We start from the raw sequence: 19,758 nt of genomic DNA, 5'->3' as shown, positions 1-19,758 counted from the left end.
AGATGGTAAGATTTCATGTTTAGAATTAAATGCCGCCGCCATGTTCATGAAGCGAGCGCTCTTCTTCGGCGACCGTTTTTTTCAGGCTGATGACGCCGAGGGTCGCTAAGCAAACACTGAAAATGGCGATGACCGTATAGACGTCGCTGTCAAGCAGCAGTTTCACAAGGCTGTACGAAATGACAAGGGAAAAAACCGGCGAAACAAGCCAAACTTTTAAAAGCTGGACAACGATTCGCTTCTGCCAGATCGATAAACCGCTTTTGGCTGTGCCGATGCCGATGATGGCCGATGTTGTAATTTGCGTGAGCGGCACAGGCAAGCCGAACAGCGACGCAAGGATGACAAGCACCGCTCCAGTGCCCGAAATGGCGCTCCCCTCGAACGGGGAAAAGTTCGTAATTTTCTTTCCGTTTGTTTCCAATACACGGTGTCCGAGCAGGAGCGCTCCAGCAGCGACGAACAAGCCGCCTAGGATCGTTGCGGGCCCGACCGCGATCAGCCCGGCGCCGACAAGCGGTCCGACAGCGTTCGCGACGTTGTTCATGCCGGCGGAGAACGCCTCGAAAAAGCCAGTGACAATGAGCAAGGCCATAAACGTTTTTTGCCAGCGGCCTTGCTCAAGCTGCGGATATTTTCGCTTGAGCGCTAAAAACCATTTGCCGACGGCGAATGTAAATGAGAAGGCAATGATCGGAATGATGACCCACACCGAGACGATAAACAGCAGTTTGTGAAAGTACACCGCTTGGTAGGCAATGCCGACACCGACGACCGATCCGACGGTGATCTCGCTCGTCGATAGCGGAATGCCCATGATGTTCGCAGCAAAAAGCGAAATGGCGGCCGCCGTTAAAATAATCACAACGATTTTGATGGTAAGGATCGAAGACGGGATAATGCCCGAGCCGATCGTTTTCACCACTTCTCCGCCGCCGAGGCTGCCAAGAAAAACGCCGATGCCGCAAAGAAGGAGGGCGACCGATTTTCGGGGAATGGCGCCTGATCCGTAAGCGACGCCCATCGAGGCGGCCGCGCCGCTCGCCCCGATGTTCATCGCGAAGAAAAAGGATACGATAAAGGCAATTGCAAGGAGCATATGGTGTTCTCCCCCTATGCGAGATGAAGCCCGCACTCTGTTTTCCCTTGGCCGGCCCAGCGTCCGGAGCGCAAATCATTCGGGTCTGATGCCGGCGCTGTACACGGGGCGCAGCCGATGCTCGGGTAGCCGCGGTCATGAAGCACGTTGTATGGAAGATTGTGTTTATACACATAGTTCCATACGTCTTTCCATGTCCAATGAATGAGCGGACAGACTTTGACCGAACGGAATTTGTCGTCCTTGTTGATGTATTCAACATGACGCCGCGTCGGCGATTGTTCACGGCGCAAGCCGGAAATCCAGGCGGTCACCCCAGTCAGCACTTCACGCAGTGGAATGACTTTGCGCAGCTCGCAGCATTTGTTTGGATTGCGTTTCCATAGCTCGTCGCCAAACTGCGCGGCTTGCTCTTCCAGCGTCAAGTGCGGCTGTTTCATGACGATGCGGAGGGAAGGGTATGTTTCTTTCACCTTCGCGATCGTATCGTACGTTTCTTGAAAGTGCAACCCGGTGTCTAAGAAGACGATCTCTGTATCAGGCTTCACTTTCGAAATCAAATCAATCAGCACAATCCCTTCGATGCCAAAGCTGCAGGCGTACACAATTTCATCCCCGTACTCGCGGTACGCCCAAGCGAGAACATCAAGCGCTCCTTTTGTTTCATTGTCAGACGGAAAAGACGGTTTTTCTGACGTTTCCCACCGATCATACGTGAGCATCGTTTCCCCTCCTTATAAATCAAAGAAAATCCACGTAATTAGTCGGATATTTACTCAGCAAGCGGCAGCCCGGCGACAAAAATGCCCTTTCCATTTTGGAAAGAGCGGAAGAACTAGCGACGCCTTATCTTCCAAAATGGAACCCATTTTGCTGGAATTGGCACCTTGCTAAACAGAGCAGGTTGCCGGAGTTCATCGGGCCAGTCCCTCCCTCGCTCTTGATAAGCGTATGTAACGGATGTAATTGATTAAAATTTTAGCACAATTGCCGCCAATGTCAATCCTAGTTTTTCGATAGGAATTATTTTTTTATCATTCCAATGCGGGAACCTGGCATGAACGAAAGTGAGGAGCGTTCAGCTATGGGCGGCAGCCTAAGCATGCTGTCCTGGCGAAAGGCAGAACATCATTTTTTGCGCAAGTTTCCGAGTTCTTCAACGATCGCCTGCATTTCGCTCGGACTGAACGTCTCGCGCTTCATAACCATCTCATAAATGTCTTTCAGTTCATCATACCATTCTTCGGAAAAATGGGACGGCTTAATGGCATCAAAGTTCAGCACTTTCAACTTTTGCTTCAGCTGCTCGATCATATATTCGACGTTTTCCGCCGACCGTTTCGATAAGTCCATCGTCTGGCTCCTTTCATGGCAAGATATCATGTATTGTACCATACAGGCGGTGAAAATAGGGAGGGGGATGACTTGTTTGCCTGCCGAAAAGCGGACAATGTAGTAAAATATAGATGCATGTACACGATATGCCCGAAAGCGGCATAAAAGGTCTAGACGGAGGAAAAAGAAGAAAGACTAACGATAGGAGATATGCTGTCGAAACAGCGAAAGGGGTTGTTGTTCGGATGATCAAAGTGTTGTTTGTTTGCCTTGGGAATATTTGCCGTTCACCGATGGCTGAAGCGATCTTTCGCCACTTAGTGAAAGAACGCGGGCTCGATGGGCGTATCGCCGTTGATTCGGCGGGAACGGGTAGCTGGCATGTTGGTGAGCCGCCGCATGAAGGGACAAGGCGCATTTTAAACGAAAACGCCATTGATTATTCTGGCATTCGCGCCCGGCAAGTCGGCCGCCGCGATTTGGAGGAATTTGATTATATTATCGCCATGGATGCCGCCAATTTACACGATTTGCGCCGGTTGGCCGGATCTAATTCACCGGCCGTCATCGCCCGGCTGCTCGATTTTGTGCCCGAACGGGAAAAAGACGACGTGCCGGATCCATATTATACGGGGAATTTCGCCGAAGTATATCGCCTTGTCCGTTCCGGATGCGAGCATTTGCTTGAGGCCATCATCCGTGACCATCAGCTTGTCGCCGGCGAATAAAGAGCGTCAAAAAGGGATGCGCTCGGTTTGAAAAAACGGGAAAGGAGGGCAGCCCATGTTCTTGAACATGACGTTCATCCGCGAGTTGGCCCGGCGCTTTATGGAGGATGAAATTCCGCGGTTGTCGGCGGAATTGGCGTACTACTTTCTCTTGTCGCTGTTTCCGTTTTTGCTGTTTTTAATGACGCTGTTGGCGTATTTGCCTATTCCGCATGAAGATGTGCTCGCGCTCGTGCGGCAATACGCGCCGAAAGAGGCGCTTCATCTCATTGAGACAAATGTGCATCGCCTGATGGACGAGCAAAATGGGAAATTGTTGTCGTTAAGCATTATCGGTGCCGTCTGGTCCGCCTCAAACGGGATGGGCGCCATTATGCGGGCGTTCAACCGCGCTTACGACGTGGAGGAAAATCGTCCGTTTTGGGTGGCGCGCGGATTGTCGGTCGTGCTGACGCTCGGGATGATCGCTGTGATCATCATCGCGCTCGTGCTGCCGGTGTTCGGGCGGATGATCGGGCTGTTTTTGTTCTCAGCATTAGGGTTATCGGAACACTTTTTAACCGCATGGAATGCATTCCGTTGGACGACGAGTTCGCTGTTATTGTTTGCCGTTTTCACCGCCCTGTATTATTTTGCCCCGAACAAACAACTGCGCTGCGTTAATGTCGTGCGCGGCGCTTTATTCGCCACTGCCGGCTGGATTGCGACGTCGCTGGCGTTTGCCTATTATGTCAACCACTTTGCCAATTACACGGCCATGCACGGAAGCCTCGGCGGGATGATCGTCTTGATGATTTGGCTTTATTTATCCGGCATGGTTCTCGTTTTAGGCGGAGAAATGAACGCGATTTTTGATTGTGAGCGTGAAGGGAGGAAGAGGATGCGCTAACGCGCGCATAAACGGCCCGAAAACCGGATAACGTAACGGTGTGGGGGACTTTGATACAGGGGGGATGACCATGGCCAAGCATACGAAAAAAGACGGGGGCACGAAACAAAAAGGAAAAAACAGGCCAAAGCATAAAACGAGCGGCAGTGCCAACGGCCAAAACGGCTATCATTGAAAAAGGGTGCTCTGGAAAGAGCGCCCTTTTTCATGCGGAACAGCCGCTTTACTCAACGCTTTCTTCGTGATGATGGTAATAGCGTTCGTAAATGTACTCGATTTCCGCGTCGGTCATGTAGGCCAGCTGCTCCCGCGATAACCCCCGCACTTTTTCGATAAACTCGATCATATTTTTCCGTTCCGCTCTGCTCATCATCGCCACTCCTTTACCCTGTTTTAAAACAGTAACTTTATATCTTGGTTTTATTATATAACAGAAGGAACAAAATGGTCAACGATTTTTTTGAAAAAAACAAAAAATAAAAAATGCGGTCAAGCCGCTTTTTCCTGTTCCTGTCGTCTGGCAAGGCCGACGGTCGGGATGAGGAGAACGGCACTGACCGCAAGGAAAAAGGCGTCCGCCGCCGCATCGACGGCGCTGCCGGCAAGCGGCGGACCGATCATGCTGCCGAGGCTGTATAACATTCCGGACAACAAATTGCCGGCCGGAAGGAGCGCTTTCGGCAGCAGGTCGGCCATATAGGCAATGCCAAGCGAGAAAAGCGATCCCGTAAACATCCCGGCGGCAAACAAGCAGGCAGCAAGCCCGACAGTCGATGAGCTAGCGGCGAGTGCGGCCAAAAAACAGCTGATGCCGGCCAGCAGCGCGCCAATGATGGCAATGCGGCGTCCGAACCGGTCGCCGAGCGCACCGAGCGGAAGCTGAAAGAGGATGCCGCCGAACGAGAAAAACGGCAAGATCAACGCGATCTGTTCGGTGCTCATCCGTTTATGCAAGGCATACAGCGGAAAAACGGAATGAATGGCCGCTTCCAAAAAGCCATAAGTAAGCGGCAGCAAGAGCGCCGGCCACGCATACCTCCATGCGCCGATCCATCGCCCGGCAGCTGAGGAAGAGCGCTCAAACGGCTTCGGTTTTTCAGTTGGCAGCCAAAAAACGGCAACCCACCCGACGAAGCTGAGGAGCGCAGCCAAAAAAAACGGCAGCCCCCTGTTGAGCGAGGTGAGCGAAGCGAGAAGCGGACCGGCTGTAAAACCGAGGCCAAATGCGAGTCCATACAGCGACAGCCGCCGCCCGCGCTCAGCCGGCGGCGAAAAGTCGGTAATCCACGTTTGGGTCGCAAAATGAAGCATATGGTCGCCCACCCCGATCAGAAGACGAAGAATAAGCCAAAAGAAAAATGAAGGAAAAAGTGGAAAAAGGATGAGCGAGCCGATTACAATAAAACCCCCAAGGAGAATCATGGGTTTGTATCCATATTTGCCTAATGGGCGCTCCAAAAACGGTGAGATGGCAAGCACGCCGATATAGAGCGCGGCAGCGTGCGCTCCGTTAACGGTCGAGGAGACGCCGCTTTCCTCGAGCAGCATGGCCAACAGCGGAAGCAACATCCCTTGGGACAAGCCGGAGATGGCGACGATTCCGGTTAAAATGGCAAAACGCATCGTACATCCTCATTTCTGCTAAAATGGTGGACAACGAAACAAACAGGGTCTCCGCTTTTTTGCGGATCGACGTATCGTCCGTATTCATCGTACATACGAATGACGGCCAATGCAACGAAAAACGTTACGAAGAAAGGTGGAATGAAAACGAATGAACAAATTTCGCTTCCTGAGCTCATCGCGATGGGCGCTTCGGTGCTGTTGATGATCGTGCTCTCCAATGATGGGGATACGAACTGGTTTGAGGGAGCAACGCTGCTGGCGGCATATACGATGATGGGAATCGGCTTTTACTTGTTGTAAGCATGCACCCGGACGCCCGCCGTCCGGGTGTTTGTTTGCCCATGCGCGGGAAACGGAGCGCCAAAGCAGGACGAAATTTTCATCGCTGCGGATAAAGAGTGTATTTTGAAAGAAAATAACAGTGAATACGGGACAGAAAGGAGCGAATAGGATGAAAAAGTGGACCGTTTCCTTATTGACGAGTGCGGTTCTTCTCTATGCGGCGGCGTTCCCGGTGCTGGCGGCCTCCGGAAAACCAGCGCCCGGAACGGTGATCGACATATCAAAAGAAAATACGTATCCGAATCCGACGCAAGATTTGCCGCATTTAGAGCCGAGCTCGTTTACGAAACAGCTGTTAAAATCATCGAACGTAAAAATTGAGAATCCCGAATTGATTCATCTCTTTAACGAATCGTCAGCGACGAATACCCCTTGGGCTGTCGGCTACCGAGCGACGATTTATTTAGGCCAATGGCCGCTCAATTACCAGTCGCTTGAGACGTCAACGAATTGGGAATACCAAAAGGTCAACACGAATTTCCTCGACAACCGCGGCGGCGACACAGCACAAAAACTGTATTACAAACAGGAAATGCAAAAATACGTCCGTGGCGGCTTGACGGTGAAAGTGCCGAATGAAGACGCCGTCAAACGGATGATGTTGAACAAGGCCATGGCAAAGACAAACTTGCCGCTGTCATTTAGCACTGTCATCGGCATCGGCACGAAAAAGGATCAGCCATACAACGTGCCGGCGAAAAAAATGGGCTACTTGTATGCGTATGCTCCAGCCGTGAATGAAAAAGGGAAAGTGACGTACGGCGAAGTGTACGTTGTCTTGAGAGGAAACAAAAAGAAAATTGTCGTCAAAAACGTGACGACAAGAGGCGTCGGAGCGTGGATTCCGGTGCAAGATCGTCTATACGTATCTTATGTTGTCAGCGAGCAGCCAAGGTAACGAAGGTGTCCCAAAGGCAATGGGACACCTTCTCTTATGGCAAGATATGTGCGTGACGCTATCGATCGGCCGTCTGTTGTTTGAAACGAACCGCTTGATCCAAGCAGCTTTTACCGGGCAACGCGTGCCGAGCGTTTTGTAAAATCGACATCCCGGTAATAGGTTTGTTTGACGAGCACGTTCGGTCCGAGGCAGCGCGCCGCCGGGCAGTGGCAAAGAAGCCCGCTTGCGAGCTTTGAACGGCGCCATTGGTCATACACGTCCGGCAGCGAATCGTGAATGATGTTGCCAAGCGGCGGTTCATCCCCGAAATCGGTGACGATGACATCGCCGGTGAAAATGTTGACATTGAGCCGCGAGCGGCCGTCCGGGTCGTTGCGCACGGTGACGTTTTTGCTTTCATACAGCCGTTTCAATAGAGCCACATCTTCTTCATTGTCGCTGCACGGGTAAAACGGGAGCGTCCCGAACAACATCCAGACGTCCTCGTTGCGAATGTCAAGCAAATGGTGGATCGCTTGGCGCAATTCGTCCAAGCTCAACGTCTCAAGTGCACTGGCAAAATCGCTCGGATACATCGGGTGGATTTCATGCCGCCGGCAGCCCATGTCCTCAACCACTTGGCGGTGGATCGTTTCCAAATGGCGAACCGTGCGCTTGTTGAGCATCGTTTCCGCCGACACTAAGACCCCTGCTTTCGCCAATGCTTTCGCATTGTCGAGCATGCGCTGAAAATACTTTTCGCGCTGGGCGCGCGCCGGCTTCCGCTCCATCATGGCAAATCCCCCATCGACAAAGTCATCGATCGTTCCCCAGTTATGGGAGATGTGCAGCACATCCAAATACGGAATGATTCGTTCGTAGCGCGCCAAGTCAAGGGTCAAATTTGAATTGAGCTGCGTCCGCACCCCGCGTTCATGCGCATAGCGGAGGAGCGGAACAACGTATTGGTCAACGGATTTTAATGACAGCATCGGCTCGCCGCCGGTGATGCTTAAGGAGCGCAAATGCGGGATTTCCTCGAGCCGGCGGAGCAACAAGTCAAGCGGCAGCGCTTCGGGGTCCTTGGCTGTCAACGTATAGCCAACCGCACAATGTTCGCAACGCATATTGCAAAGTGTCGTTGTCGTGAACTCGATGTTCGTCAGTTCAAGTTTTCCATATTCTTCAATATCGACATACACCTCCCACGGGTCATACGCCGGTGTAATCGCTGGCATGGTCGATGAACGCATGTCTTTCTCCTCTTTCCATTCAAAGTCTCAACGTTCATTATCGGCAACAGTTGCTTCGCTTGTCAATCGTTTTAGCCGCTGATCCTCTATCCCATTCCTATGAGGCGGGCTTGGAGCTGATGAGACCGAAAAGAAAGATTTTTTCCATAACCGAGAAAAAGCAGTATAATAGAAGGAGATGAGACAACTGCCGATAGGGCGATCAAAAGGGAAAGGGCGTGGAACCGACATGGAAAAATTCCAGCAAAGCATGTATGACTTGATCGTTGAGACGTCAACGAAGCTGCCGAAGGACGTTCGCCGAGCGATCGCTCGGGCGAAAGTGCGCGAAAACGCCGGCACACGGGCAGCGATGGCGCTCGATACGATCGTCGAGAACATTCAAATGGCGGATGAAAACGTGTCACCGATCTGTCAGGACACCGGCTTGCCGACGTTTAAAATCAAAGTGCCGGTCGGCGTGAATCAAATCGAAATGAAAAAAGCGATCCGGGCGGCCATCGCTGAAGCGACGAAAAACGGCAAGCTGCGTCCGAACTCGGTCGACTCGCTTACCGGCAAAAACAGCGGCGACAACTTAGGGGAAGGCGTGCCGGTCATTAAATTTGAACAATGGGAAAACGATTACATTGACGTCCGTTTGATTTTAAAAGGCGGCGGCTGTGAAAACAAAAACATCCAATACAGCCTTCCTTGTGAACTCGAAGGGCTCGGCCGCGCCGGCCGCGACCTTGATGGCATCCGCAAATGCATCTTGCATGCGGTGTACCAAGCGCAAGGGCAAGGATGCAGCGCCGGCTTTATCGGCGTCGGCATCGGCGGCGACCGCTCATCAGGCTATGAGCTGGCCAAGGAGCAACTGTTCCGCTCGGTTGATGACGTCAACCCGATCGAAGAACTCCGCCAGTTGGAAGAATACATTATGGAAAACGCCAACAAACTCGGCATCGGTACGATGGGCTTTGGCGGCGAATCGACGCTGCTTGGCTGTAAAATCGGCGTCATGCACCGCATCCCGGCGAGCTTCTTCGTTTCCGTCGCTTACAATTGTTGGGCGTTCCGCCGCATGGGCGTAAAAATCGATCCGGCAACGGGCGAGATCATCGAATGGCTGTACCAAGACGGCGAAGACGTCGATTTCGCGAAAGAATTGGAAAAAGCGGAAGCCGCCGCGGCGCTTGAACAAGGGGAGACGCGCGTCATCGACCTCGTTCCGCCGCTGTCGGAAGAACAAGTGCGCCAGCTTCGCGTCGGCGATGTCGTCCGCATCAGCGGCATGATGTATACGGGCCGCGACGCCATTCATAAATATTTGATGGACCATGACGCGCCGGTCGACTTGAACGGGCAAATCATTTACCATTGCGGTCCGGTGATGCTGAAAGATGAAGAAGGCCGCTGGCACGTCAAAGCCGCCGGTCCGACGACGAGCATCCGCGAGGAGCCGTACCAAGGCGACATCATGAAAAAATTCGGCGTCCGCGCCGTCATCGGCAAAGGCGGCATGGGCGCGAAAACGCTGCAAGCCTTAAAAGAACATGGCGGCGTGTACTTGAACGCCATCGGCGGCGCCGCGCAATATTACGCCGATTGCATCAAATCCGTAGAAGGCGTCGATTTGCTGGAATTCGGCATCCCGGAAGCGATGTGGCATTTGCGCGTCGAAAACTTCACCGCCGTCGTCACGATGGATTCGCACGGCAACAGCCTGCATGAAGATGTGGAACAATCGTCGCTTGAAAAGCTCGCTCAGTTCAAAGAACCGGTGTTCAAATAATAAAGAAAGAAGCGATTTCAAACGAACGGCTGGCCGATCAGCTCACCTAGCCCCAAACGCGTGTGCCGCAGGCGCGTTTGGGGCTTTTTTTGCAAAAAATGGCGCGCGTAAAGCGCGGAGGCGGGAAAACAATAAGAAAAAGGAAACGACCGTGGCCAAGGAGGCATTGTGCGCATGAAATGGCTTCTTTCTCTTTTGTTGCTGTTCACGTTGATCCCCGCCCCCGCGTTCGCGGCAAGCCATGCCCCGATCCATTGGGGATTCAAGCGGAGCGAAAACCATGAGCCCCCATCAGCGGGAAAAGAGCTTGACGAACTGCTCGCCAAATACGATGCCTTTTATGTCGGCGATACGAGCGAAAAAACAATTTATTTGACGTTTGACAACGGCTATGAAAACGGCTATACGGCGCAAATTTTAGACGTGTTAAAAGAAAAGAACGTGCCGGCTGCCTTTTTTGTCACCGGCCATTACTTGCAAACCGCCCCTGAGTTGGTGAAACGAATGGCCGCCGAGGGGCACATCATCGGCAATCATTCATGGCACCACCCCGATTTGACAACGGCAAGCGAAGAGCGGTTCCGTGAAGAGCTGGAAAAAGTAAAAGAAAAGACCGAGGAATTGACCGGGCAAAAAGGGATGGCGTACCTTCGCCCGCCGCGCGGCATTTTCAGTGAACGGACGTTGGCGCTCGCCCGCGAGCTTGGCTATTACCACGTCTTTTGGTCGCTGGCGTTCGTCGACTGGCAGACCGACCGCCAGCACGGCTGGCAATACGCGTACGATCAAATCATGAAGCAAATCCATCCCGGGGCGATTTTGCTTTTACACTCGGTCTCGAAAGACAACGCCGACGCGCTGCCGAAAGTGATCGACGACTTGCGCAAACAAGGGTATACGTTTGCCAGCTTAGATGAATTGATGGCGAAAAAGATGGGCCTCCATCCGTGGCTGTTTCGTCCGTAAGGCTTTCAGCGCGGCCTGTCTGCTCATGGAAGTGAGCGCTTTTCGGTGCAGAGGTCAGCGCCGACGGCTTCTGTCCCCGTGTCCGTCGTCGTTGTCGCGTTACGGATAGTCAAAACAACAGGGTGCGCCGCTAGGCCATTCCCCCGCCTCGCCACCAGAAACGGATCGGCTGCTTGTCCGATTCGTTGGTTTGGCGGGGGGTTTTTCGTTATAATAAGGGCACGGACGAACGAGAAAGGTGAGAACGATGTGGAAGCAAACGATTACCGTGCCCGCGCCGTACGATTTTGCCCATGCGTTGGAGCGATTGGCGCTCGATCCGCTGCTGGCGGTTGATCTAGAGCGGCAGCGCGTCACCGTGCCGCTTCATCTCGATGACGTAAAGGTGCCCGTCGCGGTGGAAAGCATCGGCACAAAAGACGCCCCACGCTTGATCGTGTCAGGGCCGCATCCCGAGCGGCAACAGGAGATCATTGAACGGATTTCCGATCTGTTTCAATGGCGGACGCCGCTCGCTTCGGTGCACGGCCATTTTCAGGCGACCGAGCTGGCGCCGCTGTTTGCCCGTTATGAAGGGCTGCCGTTGGTGCTTGATTTTGATTTGTATTTTTGCCTCGTCAAATGTTTGATCCACCAACAGCTTCATCTCAAAGTCGGCTATCGGCTCACAGAGCGGTTTGTGAAAACGTTCGGCGAGGAGCGGGACGGCGTTTGGTTTTACCCGTGCCCAGAAGAGATCGCCGCCCGCTCGTACGAGGACTTGCGCGCCTTGCAGCTGAGCGGACGGAAAGCGGAATATATCGTCGATGTGTCGCGCCTCATTGCCGAGGGGAAGCTGCGACTTGATGAACTCAGGCAGATGGAGGACGGCGAAGTGATGGAACGGCTGACCGCCATCCGCGGCATCGGGCCATGGACCGTGCAAAATTTTCTCGTGTTCGGGCTCGGCCGCCCGAACGTCTTCCCGCCGGCGGATATTGGCTTGCAGCGGGCGGTGGAACAACTTTTTCAGCTGCCGAAGCGGCCGACCGCCCACGAGCTGGCGGCGCTCGGCGAACGGTGGAAGCCGTATGCGAGCTACGCGGCGCTTTATTTATGGAGAAGCATTGAATGAGAGGGACCGATATGGCAAAGCGACAAACGAAGGTGAAGATTCGAAAGGGAGACCAATTTCCGCTGATGATTCAGCGGATCGGCATTAACGGCGAAGGGGTCGGCTATTTTCAAAAACAAGTCGTCTTCGTCCCCGGCGCCTTGCCGGGTGAGGAAGTGATCGTCGAGGCGACCGACATCCACCCTACCTATGCCGAGGCGAACATCAAGCGCATCCGCAAGCGCTCGCCAAACCGCATCAAGCCGCCATGCCCGCTCTATGACCAGTGCGGCGGCTGCCAGCTGCAGCACTTGGCGTACGAAGCGCAGCTGGAGGCGAAGCGCGACATTGTCATCCAAGCGCTGCGCCGCCACGCCCGCCGCCTCGATGTTGACAAACTTGACATCCGTCCGACGATCGGCATGGATGACCCGTGGCATTACCGAAACAAAAGCCAGTTCCAAGTCGGGATGAAAGAAGGGAAGGTGCTCGCCGGGCTGTACGGCCTCAACTCCCATCGGCTCATCGACTTGTCGGAATGCCGCGTCCAACACCCGCAAACGACGCGCGTGACAAACATCATCAAAACGATTTTGCAAGACTTGCGCATCCCGATTTACAACGAGCGGACAAGAACCGGCGTCGTGCGGACGATCGTCGCCCGCGTCGGCTTTCATACCGGCGACATCCAAGTCGTTCTCGTCACGGCGACGAAAGACATCCCGCGCCAAGAGCTGCTCATTGACGAAATTCGCCGTCGTCTCCCCGAAGTCAAATCGATCGTGCAAAACATCAACGGCGAAAAAACATCGCTCATTTTCGGCGATGAGACGGAAGTGCTCGCCGGCGACGAATACATTCAAGAAACGCTCGGCGATTTGTCATTTGAGCTCTCCGCGCGCGCGTTTTTCCAGCTCAATCCGATCCAAACGGTGAAATTGTACGATGAAGTGAAAAAAGCGGCCGCTCTCACCGGAACAGAGAGGATCGTGGACGCCTATTGCGGCGTCGGCACGATCGGGCTGTGGCTCGCCCGCGACGCCAACGAAGTGCGCGGCATGGATACGATTCCAGAAGCGATCGCAGACGCAAAGAAAAACGCCAAAAAACACGGGTTCACGAACACCCATTATGTCGTCGGCAAAGCGGAATATTGGCTGCCGAAATGGGTGAACGAAGGCTGGAAGCCGGACGTCATCATCGTCGACCCGCCCCGCGTCGGCTGCGACCGGGCACTGCTCGAAACGATCCTCCGCGTCCGCCCGCAGAAAGTCGTCTACGTCTCGTGCAACCCGTCCAGCCTCGCCCGCGACCTCGACACCCTAGCGGCCGCCTATCGCGTCGACTACATCCAGCCGGTCGACATGTTCCCACATACGGCGCATGTGGAGTGTGTCGCGCAGATCGTGTTACGAGAAACGTAAGCAGGAAACGGGTTTGTTTCCTGCTATTTCATTTTCGGAACAGAGAATCGACAAAAAAGTTTTTGGCGTTCCATCGGGTTTCCACACAATCGATGAGGCGAGGGGAGAATTTTCGTTGTCCATCCATCATGGATGATTGAATCCCGCGAAACCAAAGTTTCTAACACCGATAAAACTATGTATAATTAAATTTGGAAATAATAAGGGGGCATCTATATGATGACAGGAGAATTAAAGAACAAAGTCGATAAAATATGGGAAACATTTTGGACGGGCGGCATTACGAACCCGCTGACGGTTATTGAACAGTTTACATACTTGTTATTCATCAAAGGTCTCGACGAAGTCGAAACGCAGCGCGAACAGGAAGATGCTTTGCTGGGCATCGAATCGGAACGCATCTTTCCGCCAGATAAGCAGCACTTGCGTTGGAGCAAATTCAAACATTTTGAAGCCGCCCATATGTATGAGGTCGTTTCCAACGAAGTGTTTCCATTTATCAAAAACTTGCATGGTGACAGGGAGTCCGCCTATGCGAAATATATGGGCGACGCCATGTTCATGATCCCAACGCCGCAACTGCTCGTCAAAATTGTCGATGGCATTGACCACATTCCGATGAAAGACCGCGATACAAAAGGCGATTTGTATGAGTATTTGTTATCGAAAATCGCCACCGCAGGGACGAACGGCCAATTCCGGACGCCGCGCCATATTATCAACATGATGGTCGAACTCGTAAAACCGACGCCGGAAGACATCATCGTCGACCCGGCCGCCGGGTCCGCCGGGTTTTTAGTCGCCGCCGGCGAATATTTGCGCAACCATCGCAGCGACTTATTTTTAGTGCAAAGTTTAAAAGAACATTTTCACAACCAGATGTTCTACGGTTTTGACATGGACCGCACGATGCTGCGGATTGGCGCGATGAACATGATGCTCCATGGCATTGAAAACCCGAATATCGAATATCGCGACTCCTTGTCGGAACAAAACAAAGATCGCGACAAATACACCCTTGTCTTGGCCAATCCGCCGTTTAAAGGCTCGCTCGACTATGAAGCGGTATCAAGCGATTTATTAAAAGTGGTCAAAACAAAGAAAACGGAGTTATTATTCTTGGCGTTATTCTTGCGCATCTTAAAACCGGGCGGCCGCTGCGCCTGCATCGTGCCAGATGGGGTATTGTTCGGCAGCTCGACGGCGCATAAAGCGATTCGCAAAGAAATCGTCGAAAACCATAAGCTCGAAGCGATTATTTCGATGCCAAGCGGCGTGTTTAAACCGTACGCCGGCGTATCGACAGCCATTATGATTTTTACGAAAACAGGCGCCGGCGGAACCGATCACGTCTGGTTTTACGACATGAAAGCCGACGGCTATTCATTGGACGACAAGCGCACCCCGATGGAAGAAAACGACATTCCGGACATCATTGCGCGCTTCCATAACCGTGAAGCGGAAAAAGACCGAAAACGAACAGAGCAATCGTTCTTCGTGTCGGTGGAAGAACTTCGGGAAAACGGCTATGACCTTTCGATTAACAAGTATAAAGAGATTGAGTATGAAGAAGTGCAGTATGAAGCGCCGAGTGTGATACTTGAAAGAGTGGAAGCGTTGGAAAAAGAGATTATGCAAGGGTTGCAAGAGTTAAAAGAAATGATTAGAGGGTAGTGAATTTTACTATGGTGTTTCATTATAAAAAATTAGGAGAATTAGTTGCGATTGTCGGTGGTGGAACGCCCGATAGAAGAAAGCCACATTTTTGGAATGGAGATATAAATTGGATTTCTGTTAAAGACTTAGTAGATGATAGTATATCTTCATCATTGGAGACTATAACTAGAGAAGGATTAGAAAAGTCGAGTGCTAAGTTAATCCCAAAAGGGAATATTATATTACCTACAAGAATGGCTCTGGGTAAGGTTGCTATAAATCAGATTGACGTAGCAATTAACCAAGATTTAAAAGCATTGATAATAAAAGATAATAGCCAATTAGATCTTTACTACCTATTTTACTTTCTAAAGAGTAAATCTAGTTTCATTGAATCTAAAGGAAAAGGTGCCACTGTTAAGGGGATTACGGTTAGTCTAATTTCAGATTTACAAATTCCTTTACCTCCTCTTACACTTCAAAAGAAAATTGCATCAGCTCTGGGCAAAGCACAAGAATTAATAAATAAAAGAAAAGCCCAAATTGAAGCGTTAGACCAGTTAACGCAAAGTGTGTTTTTGGAGATGTTTGGGGATCCGGTTAAAAATAATAAAAACTGGGTCATGCAGAAGCTATCCGAGACAGGTGAGCTTAAAAGAGGAATATCGAAATATCGACCAAGAAATGCTCCTGAACTTCTGAATGGTCCTTATCCTTTGATTCAAACTGGGGATGTTGCAAATTCAGGTATATTCATAAAAAAATATAATCAAACGTACTCTGAGTTAGGTTTAAAGCAGAGCAAAATGTGGCCAAAAGGTACGTTATGTATTACAATTGCGGCTAATATAGCCCAAACAGGAATATTAACGTTTGATGCTTGTTTTCCAGACAGCGTTGTTGCTTACATTCCAAAAAATTATATGTCTAATATATATGTTCATTTTTGGTTCACGTTTTTACAAAGAATCATTGAAGCTAATGCTCCCGAATCAGCACAAAAAAATATTAATCTCAAAATTTTAAGTGAGTTAGAAATACCGGTACCACCTGTTGAACTTCAAAATAAATTTGTAGAGATAGTAGAAAAAATAGAATCTCAAAAAGACCTTCTTCAAAAAAGCCTAGAAGAACTAGAAAACAACTTCAACTCCCTCATGCAACGCGCATTCAAGGGAGAGTTGTTCAACGATTGACCGACAGGAAAGGAATTCGGTACCGGTTAAGGGAGGGGCGTTGATTGCGATCCAACTTTCAGTTTTTAATCGGCAAACCTCATTATGAGAGCTTTGCGAATGCGTGTTTGGAGGCGGAGAAAAGTTTGGTTGTCAGTCCGGCGACGTGCGCGATTTTGACGCGCCGGGCGCTGGAGCTGGCGGTGAAGTGGGTGTACAGCTTTGATGGTGCGTTGAAAGTTCCGTATCAAGATCGTCTTTCGAGTTTGATTCATGACCCCGGTTTTTTGGCCGTTATTGATGAAGCGTTGCTGCCGCTGTTGCGTTACATTGTCAAACTGGGAAATGTCGCGGTTCATACGAACTCGATGATTACGAGGGAAGAAGCGATTCTTTCCCTCCACAATCTTCATCAGTTCGTCTCTTGGATTGATTATTGTTATTCGGATGACTATACGGCGGCGGAGTTTAATGAATCGTTATTGCCCATCGGCGAGGAAAAGCGCGAGCGTCCGGAAGAGCTGAAAGATTTATACGAGCGGCTCAGTTCGAAAGACAAGCGCCTGGAAGAGATGATGAAAGAAAACGAACAGCTTCGCGCTCTGCTTGCCGCCAAACGGGAAGAAAACACGAAAGAGTCCCATTTCCAAGTCGATGCACTGAGCGAATGGGAAACAAGGAAGAAATACATTGATTTGGATTTGAAATTAGCGGGCTGGGAGTTTCAAAAGGACGTTGTGGTCGAATATCCCGTCGTTGGCATGCCAAATCAAGAAGGGGTCGGCTATGTCGATTACGTTCTGTTTGGCGACAACGGAAAGCCGCTGGCGGTCGTGGAAGCAAAACGGACAACCGCCGACCCGAACAAAGGAAAGCAACAAGCCAAGCTATATGCCGACTGTATCGAAAACATGCACGGCCAACGTCCCATCATTTTTTACACCAACGGTTTTGAAACGTATCTTTGGGACGACCTTGCCTATCCGGCGCGGAAGGTTTCCGGCTTTTACAACAAGGAAGAATTAAGCTTGCTGATTGACCGCCGGACGATGAAGAAGCCGCTAAAACATGTGCAAATCAATGACAACATCGCGAATCGTTATTATCAAAAAGAAGCGGTGCTGGCGGTCTGTGACGCGCTTGAGAACAAACGGCGCAAAGCGCTGCTGGTCATGGCGACGGGGAGCGGCAAAACGCGGACAGCGATTTCGATTGTCGATGTTCTTACCCGTCACAATTGGGTGAAAAATATTTTGTTTTTAGCCGACCGCAAAACGCTGGTTACGCAGGCGAAAAACAGCTTTAGCCATCTGCTGCCGAACTTGACGCTTTGCAATTTGCTTGACAACAAAGACAATCCCGAGGAAAGCCGCATGGTGTTTTCGACGTACCCGACGATGATGAACGCGATTGACGAAGCGAAACGAAAAGACGGCAAACGCCTCTTTACCGTCGGGCATTTTGATTTAATTATCGTCGATGAATCCCACCGCAGTATTTATAAGAAATATCGGGCTATTTTTGACTATTTTGACGCAATATTGCTTGGGCTTACCGCCACACCAAAAGATGAAATTGACCGCAATACGTATGAAGTGTTTGATCTGGAAAACGGTGTGCCGACGTATGCGTATGAGCTGGACCAAGCCGTTCAAGACGGCTATTTGGTCGATTACCGTACGATCGAAACAAAGCTTAAATTTTTGGAAGAGGGCATTCATTACGACCAGTTGCCGGAGGAAGAAAAAGAACGATATGAAGAAACATTTGATGAGGAAGTCGGCGACGATATTGACAGCGCGGCGTTAAACGAATGGCTGTTTAATGACGATACGATTGATACGGTGCTGAGAGATGTAATGGAAAAAGGAATTCGCGTCGAAGGCGGAGACAAACTCGGCAAAACGATCATTTTTGCGAAAAACCATCGCCATGCGGAACGGATCGTGGAGCGCTTTGATCAATTGTTTCCCGAATACAAGGGCGGTTTTGCGCGGGTGATTGATTACAGCGTGAACTACTACCAAACATTAATCGATGATTTTTCCGACCGCAACAAATGGCCGCAAATTGCCGTATCGGTCGATATGCTTGATACGGGAGTGGATATTCCCGAAGTCGTCAACCTTGTGTTCTTTAAGAAAGTACGCTCGAAGTCGAAGTTTTGGCAAATGATCGGGCGTGGCACCCGTTTATGCAAAGACTTATTCGGAGCCGGGCAAGATAAAACGCATTTCCTTATTTTTGACTATTGCGGCAACTTTGAGTTTTTCCGGGAAAATCCGAAAGGAATCGAAGGAAAAGCGGTGGAAAGCTTAACGGAGCGTTTGTTTACCGCCAAACTGGAAATCATTAAAGAGCTGCAACATTTACAATATCAAGAAGAAGAGTATATTGCCTATCGCCATCAATTGATTGACGAGCTGCTGGCGGAAATCAATCGGTTAAACGAAGAAAACTTCCGCGTACGCCAACATATTCAGTACGTACACAAGTTCCAAAACCGGGAAGCATGGAACTGTTTAACGGCCATGGATGTCAATGAAATCAAAGAACATCTGGCACCGCTCATCGTTCCGCTCAACGATGATGAGCTGGCCAAGCGCTTTGATTTGCTGATGTATACGATTGAGCTGGCGAAGCTGCAAACGAATAATGCCACAAAACCGATCCGCAGCGTGATTCGCACCGCAGAGGTGCTATCTAAGCTCGGCTCGATCCCGCAAGTGCAGGAACAAAAATACATCATCGAAAAGGTGCAGACGGAAGAGTTTTGGAGCGAAGCCGATCTGTTCGAATTGGAAGCCGTTCGCGAAGCGTTGCGTGATTTAGTGAAATTCCTTGAAAAAGAAACGCAAAAAATTTACTATACGAACTTCAAAGATCAAGTTTTAGAAGTCAAAGAAAACGGCCCGATGTTTACTGTCAATGATCTGAAAAATTATCGCAAAAAGGTGGAACATTATCTGCACGAACACCGCGACCAGATGGCCATTTACAAGCTGCGGAATAATAAAAAGCTGACCATCCAAGACGTAAAAACGTTGGAGCATATTCTTTGGAATGAGCTTGGCACACAGGAAGATTATCAAAGAGAATTCGGCGCCACGCCGATTACAAAGCTCGTCCGCCAAATCGTCGGCCTTGACCCGCAGGCCGCCAACGAAGCGTTTTCCGAATTTTTATCAAGCGAACGGTTGAACATCCAGCAAAGCCGCTTTGTCAAACTGATCGTCGATTACTTTGTAAAAAACGGAGTCATGGACAAGCGGGTGCTGCAGGAAGAACCGTTCAAAACCGTTGGCAGCATTGTTGAACTCTTTCAAGACAACATGGACGACGCGCGGAAGATCATTCGCATTATCGATGAGATTAACCGGAATTCGGAAGATATTGTGGGGGCGTAGCAAAAGCGTTCCTTGTGGTAATCTAGTTAGCCGTTGGGTTTTTTGTTAATACTTTCCATATATTTTGTTTTTCTTCGGTGTTAAGGGATCTTTGAGGCTGGAGATGTC

Annotated in this window: 16 protein-coding genes, 1 pseudogene and 1 riboswitch; of the genes and pseudogenes, 11 read left to right on the top strand and 6 right to left on the bottom strand. The window is 50.7% G+C overall.

All coding sequences use genetic code 11. The features are described 5' to 3' along the window. Window positions 1–25 precede the first annotated feature (25 nt). The 3 genes from B9L21_RS13680 to B9L21_RS13670 form a co-directional block, all read right to left on the bottom strand. Window positions 26–1,099, bottom strand: a complete 1,074-nt coding sequence (locus B9L21_RS13680) for an inorganic phosphate transporter (RefSeq protein ID WP_063166776.1) — start codon at window positions 1,097–1,099, stop codon at window positions 26–28. 14 nt (window positions 1,100–1,113) lie between these two features. Then, window positions 1,114–1,821, bottom strand: coding sequence for a phosphoadenylyl-sulfate reductase (locus B9L21_RS13675; RefSeq protein ID WP_063166775.1), 708 nt, complete (start codon window positions 1,819–1,821; stop codon window positions 1,114–1,116). A gap of 121 nt (window positions 1,822–1,942) precedes the next feature. Next, window positions 1,943–2,049: riboswitch (SAM riboswitch) on the bottom strand. Between the two features lie 178 nt (window positions 2,050–2,227). After that, complete coding sequence (locus B9L21_RS13670) at window positions 2,228–2,452, bottom strand: DUF1128 domain-containing protein (protein ID WP_063166774.1); 225 nt, start codon at window positions 2,450–2,452, stop codon at window positions 2,228–2,230. A gap of 227 nt (window positions 2,453–2,679) precedes the next feature. Here B9L21_RS13670 and B9L21_RS13665 point away from each other — a divergent pair, with 227 nt between their 5' ends. Together B9L21_RS13665 and B9L21_RS13660 are read left to right on the top strand one after the other, a co-directional pair. Further along, on the top strand, window positions 2,680–3,162 hold the full coding sequence (locus B9L21_RS13665) for a low molecular weight protein-tyrosine-phosphatase (protein WP_063166773.1): 483 nt from the start codon (window positions 2,680–2,682) through the stop codon (window positions 3,160–3,162). Window positions 3,163–3,217: 55 nt separating this feature from the next. Continuing rightward, window positions 3,218–4,051, top strand: coding sequence for a YihY/virulence factor BrkB family protein (locus B9L21_RS13660; RefSeq protein WP_063166772.1), 834 nt, complete (start codon window positions 3,218–3,220; stop codon window positions 4,049–4,051). A gap of 223 nt (window positions 4,052–4,274) precedes the next feature. Here B9L21_RS13660 and B9L21_RS13655 read toward each other — a convergent pair whose 3' ends face one another. After that, window positions 4,275–4,421, bottom strand: coding sequence for a BH0509 family protein (locus B9L21_RS13655; RefSeq protein WP_041267834.1), 147 nt, complete (start codon window positions 4,419–4,421; stop codon window positions 4,275–4,277). A gap of 119 nt (window positions 4,422–4,540) precedes the next feature. Next, complete coding sequence (locus B9L21_RS13650; protein ID WP_063166771.1) at window positions 4,541–5,674, bottom strand: MFS transporter; 1,134 nt, start codon at window positions 5,672–5,674, stop codon at window positions 4,541–4,543. Between the two features lie 162 nt (window positions 5,675–5,836). Between B9L21_RS13650 and B9L21_RS17415 the strand changes: the two are divergent. Then, window positions 5,837–5,977 (top strand): annotated as a pseudogene (locus tag B9L21_RS17415) (calcium/proton exchanger); the annotation flags it as partial. Between the two features lie 151 nt (window positions 5,978–6,128). After that, window positions 6,129–6,917: a YfkD famly protein gene (locus B9L21_RS13645; RefSeq protein WP_063166770.1), complete on the top strand. Its 789-nt coding sequence runs from the start codon at window positions 6,129–6,131 to the stop codon at window positions 6,915–6,917. A 110-nt stretch (window positions 6,918–7,027) separates the two neighbouring features. Here B9L21_RS13645 and yfkAB read toward each other — a convergent pair whose 3' ends face one another. Further along, entirely contained in the window at window positions 7,028–8,152 is a 1,125-nt protein-coding gene (gene yfkAB / locus B9L21_RS13640) for a radical SAM/CxCxxxxC motif protein YfkAB (RefSeq protein ID WP_063166769.1), read from the bottom strand. A 229-nt stretch (window positions 8,153–8,381) separates the two neighbouring features. On the opposite strand from yfkAB, the gene B9L21_RS13635 reads away from it, so the two are divergent. The 7 genes from B9L21_RS13635 (at window position 8,382) to B9L21_RS13605 (ending at window position 19,650) form a co-directional block, all read left to right on the top strand. After that, the gene (locus tag B9L21_RS13635) at window positions 8,382–9,929 is read left to right on the top strand and encodes a fumarate hydratase (RefSeq protein ID WP_063166768.1); all 1,548 of its coding nucleotides are present in this window, start codon (window positions 8,382–8,384) and stop codon (window positions 9,927–9,929) included. A gap of 174 nt (window positions 9,930–10,103) precedes the next feature. Beyond that, complete coding sequence (pdaA, locus tag B9L21_RS13630) at window positions 10,104–10,895, top strand: delta-lactam-biosynthetic de-N-acetylase (protein WP_063166767.1); 792 nt, start codon at window positions 10,104–10,106, stop codon at window positions 10,893–10,895. Window positions 10,896–11,142: 247 nt separating this feature from the next. Continuing rightward, complete coding sequence (locus tag B9L21_RS13625; RefSeq protein ID WP_063166766.1) at window positions 11,143–12,009, top strand: DNA-3-methyladenine glycosylase family protein; 867 nt, start codon at window positions 11,143–11,145, stop codon at window positions 12,007–12,009. Then, the gene (gene rlmD / locus B9L21_RS13620) at window positions 12,006–13,412 is read left to right on the top strand and encodes a 23S rRNA (uracil(1939)-C(5))-methyltransferase RlmD (RefSeq protein ID WP_063166765.1); all 1,407 of its coding nucleotides are present in this window, start codon (window positions 12,006–12,008) and stop codon (window positions 13,410–13,412) included. The genes B9L21_RS13625 and rlmD overlap by 4 nt, the downstream gene beginning before the upstream one ends. Window positions 13,413–13,628: 216 nt before the next feature. Continuing rightward, window positions 13,629–15,086 (top strand): type I restriction-modification system subunit M, encoded by a 1,458-nt coding sequence (locus B9L21_RS13615; RefSeq protein WP_063166764.1) that lies wholly within the window; start codon window positions 13,629–13,631, stop codon window positions 15,084–15,086. A gap of 11 nt (window positions 15,087–15,097) precedes the next feature. Next, window positions 15,098–16,264 (top strand): restriction endonuclease subunit S, encoded by a 1,167-nt coding sequence (locus B9L21_RS13610; protein ID WP_063166763.1) that lies wholly within the window; start codon window positions 15,098–15,100, stop codon window positions 16,262–16,264. Window positions 16,265–16,308: 44 nt separating this feature from the next. Continuing rightward, the gene (locus B9L21_RS13605; protein ID WP_063166762.1) at window positions 16,309–19,650 is read left to right on the top strand and encodes a DEAD/DEAH box helicase family protein; all 3,342 of its coding nucleotides are present in this window, start codon (window positions 16,309–16,311) and stop codon (window positions 19,648–19,650) included. The last annotated feature ends 108 nt before the right edge of the window (window positions 19,651–19,758 follow it).

Origin of the sequence: Geobacillus uzenensis, from assembly GCF_002217665.1 — a bacterium.
In the GTDB taxonomy this organism is placed as follows: domain Bacteria; phylum Bacillota; class Bacilli; order Bacillales; family Anoxybacillaceae; genus Geobacillus; species Geobacillus subterraneus.
Note: the sequence above shows the minus strand (reverse complement) of the source record. Positions and strands in the feature narration are given on the sequence as shown.

Coding starts and splice junctions, on each gene's coding strand:
- B9L21_RS13675 (WP_063166775.1), bottom strand. CDS start 1,821: ATGCTCACGTATGATCGGTGGGAAACGTCAGAAAAACCGTCTTTTCCG.
- B9L21_RS13680 (WP_063166776.1), bottom strand. CDS start 1,099: ATGCTCCTTGCAATTGCCTTTATCGTATCCTTTTTCTTCGCGATGAAC.
- rlmD (WP_063166765.1), top strand. CDS start 12,006: ATGAGAGGGACCGATATGGCAAAGCGACAAACGAAGGTGAAGATTCGA.
- B9L21_RS13660 (WP_063166772.1), top strand. CDS start 3,218: ATGTTCTTGAACATGACGTTCATCCGCGAGTTGGCCCGGCGCTTTATG.
- B9L21_RS13665 (WP_063166773.1), top strand. CDS start 2,680: ATGATCAAAGTGTTGTTTGTTTGCCTTGGGAATATTTGCCGTTCACCG.
- B9L21_RS13610 (WP_063166763.1), top strand. CDS start 15,098: ATGGTGTTTCATTATAAAAAATTAGGAGAATTAGTTGCGATTGTCGGT.
- B9L21_RS13615 (WP_063166764.1), top strand. CDS start 13,629: ATGATGACAGGAGAATTAAAGAACAAAGTCGATAAAATATGGGAAACA.
- B9L21_RS13635 (WP_063166768.1), top strand. CDS start 8,382: ATGGAAAAATTCCAGCAAAGCATGTATGACTTGATCGTTGAGACGTCA.
- B9L21_RS13645 (WP_063166770.1), top strand. CDS start 6,129: ATGAAAAAGTGGACCGTTTCCTTATTGACGAGTGCGGTTCTTCTCTAT.
- B9L21_RS13670 (WP_063166774.1), bottom strand. CDS start 2,452: ATGGACTTATCGAAACGGTCGGCGGAAAACGTCGAATATATGATCGAG.
- pdaA (WP_063166767.1), top strand. CDS start 10,104: ATGAAATGGCTTCTTTCTCTTTTGTTGCTGTTCACGTTGATCCCCGCC.
- B9L21_RS13655 (WP_041267834.1), bottom strand. CDS start 4,421: ATGAGCAGAGCGGAACGGAAAAATATGATCGAGTTTATCGAAAAAGTG.
- B9L21_RS13650 (WP_063166771.1), bottom strand. CDS start 5,674: ATGCGTTTTGCCATTTTAACCGGAATCGTCGCCATCTCCGGCTTGTCC.
- B9L21_RS13625 (WP_063166766.1), top strand. CDS start 11,143: ATGTGGAAGCAAACGATTACCGTGCCCGCGCCGTACGATTTTGCCCAT.
- yfkAB (WP_063166769.1), bottom strand. CDS start 8,152: ATGCGTTCATCGACCATGCCAGCGATTACACCGGCGTATGACCCGTGG.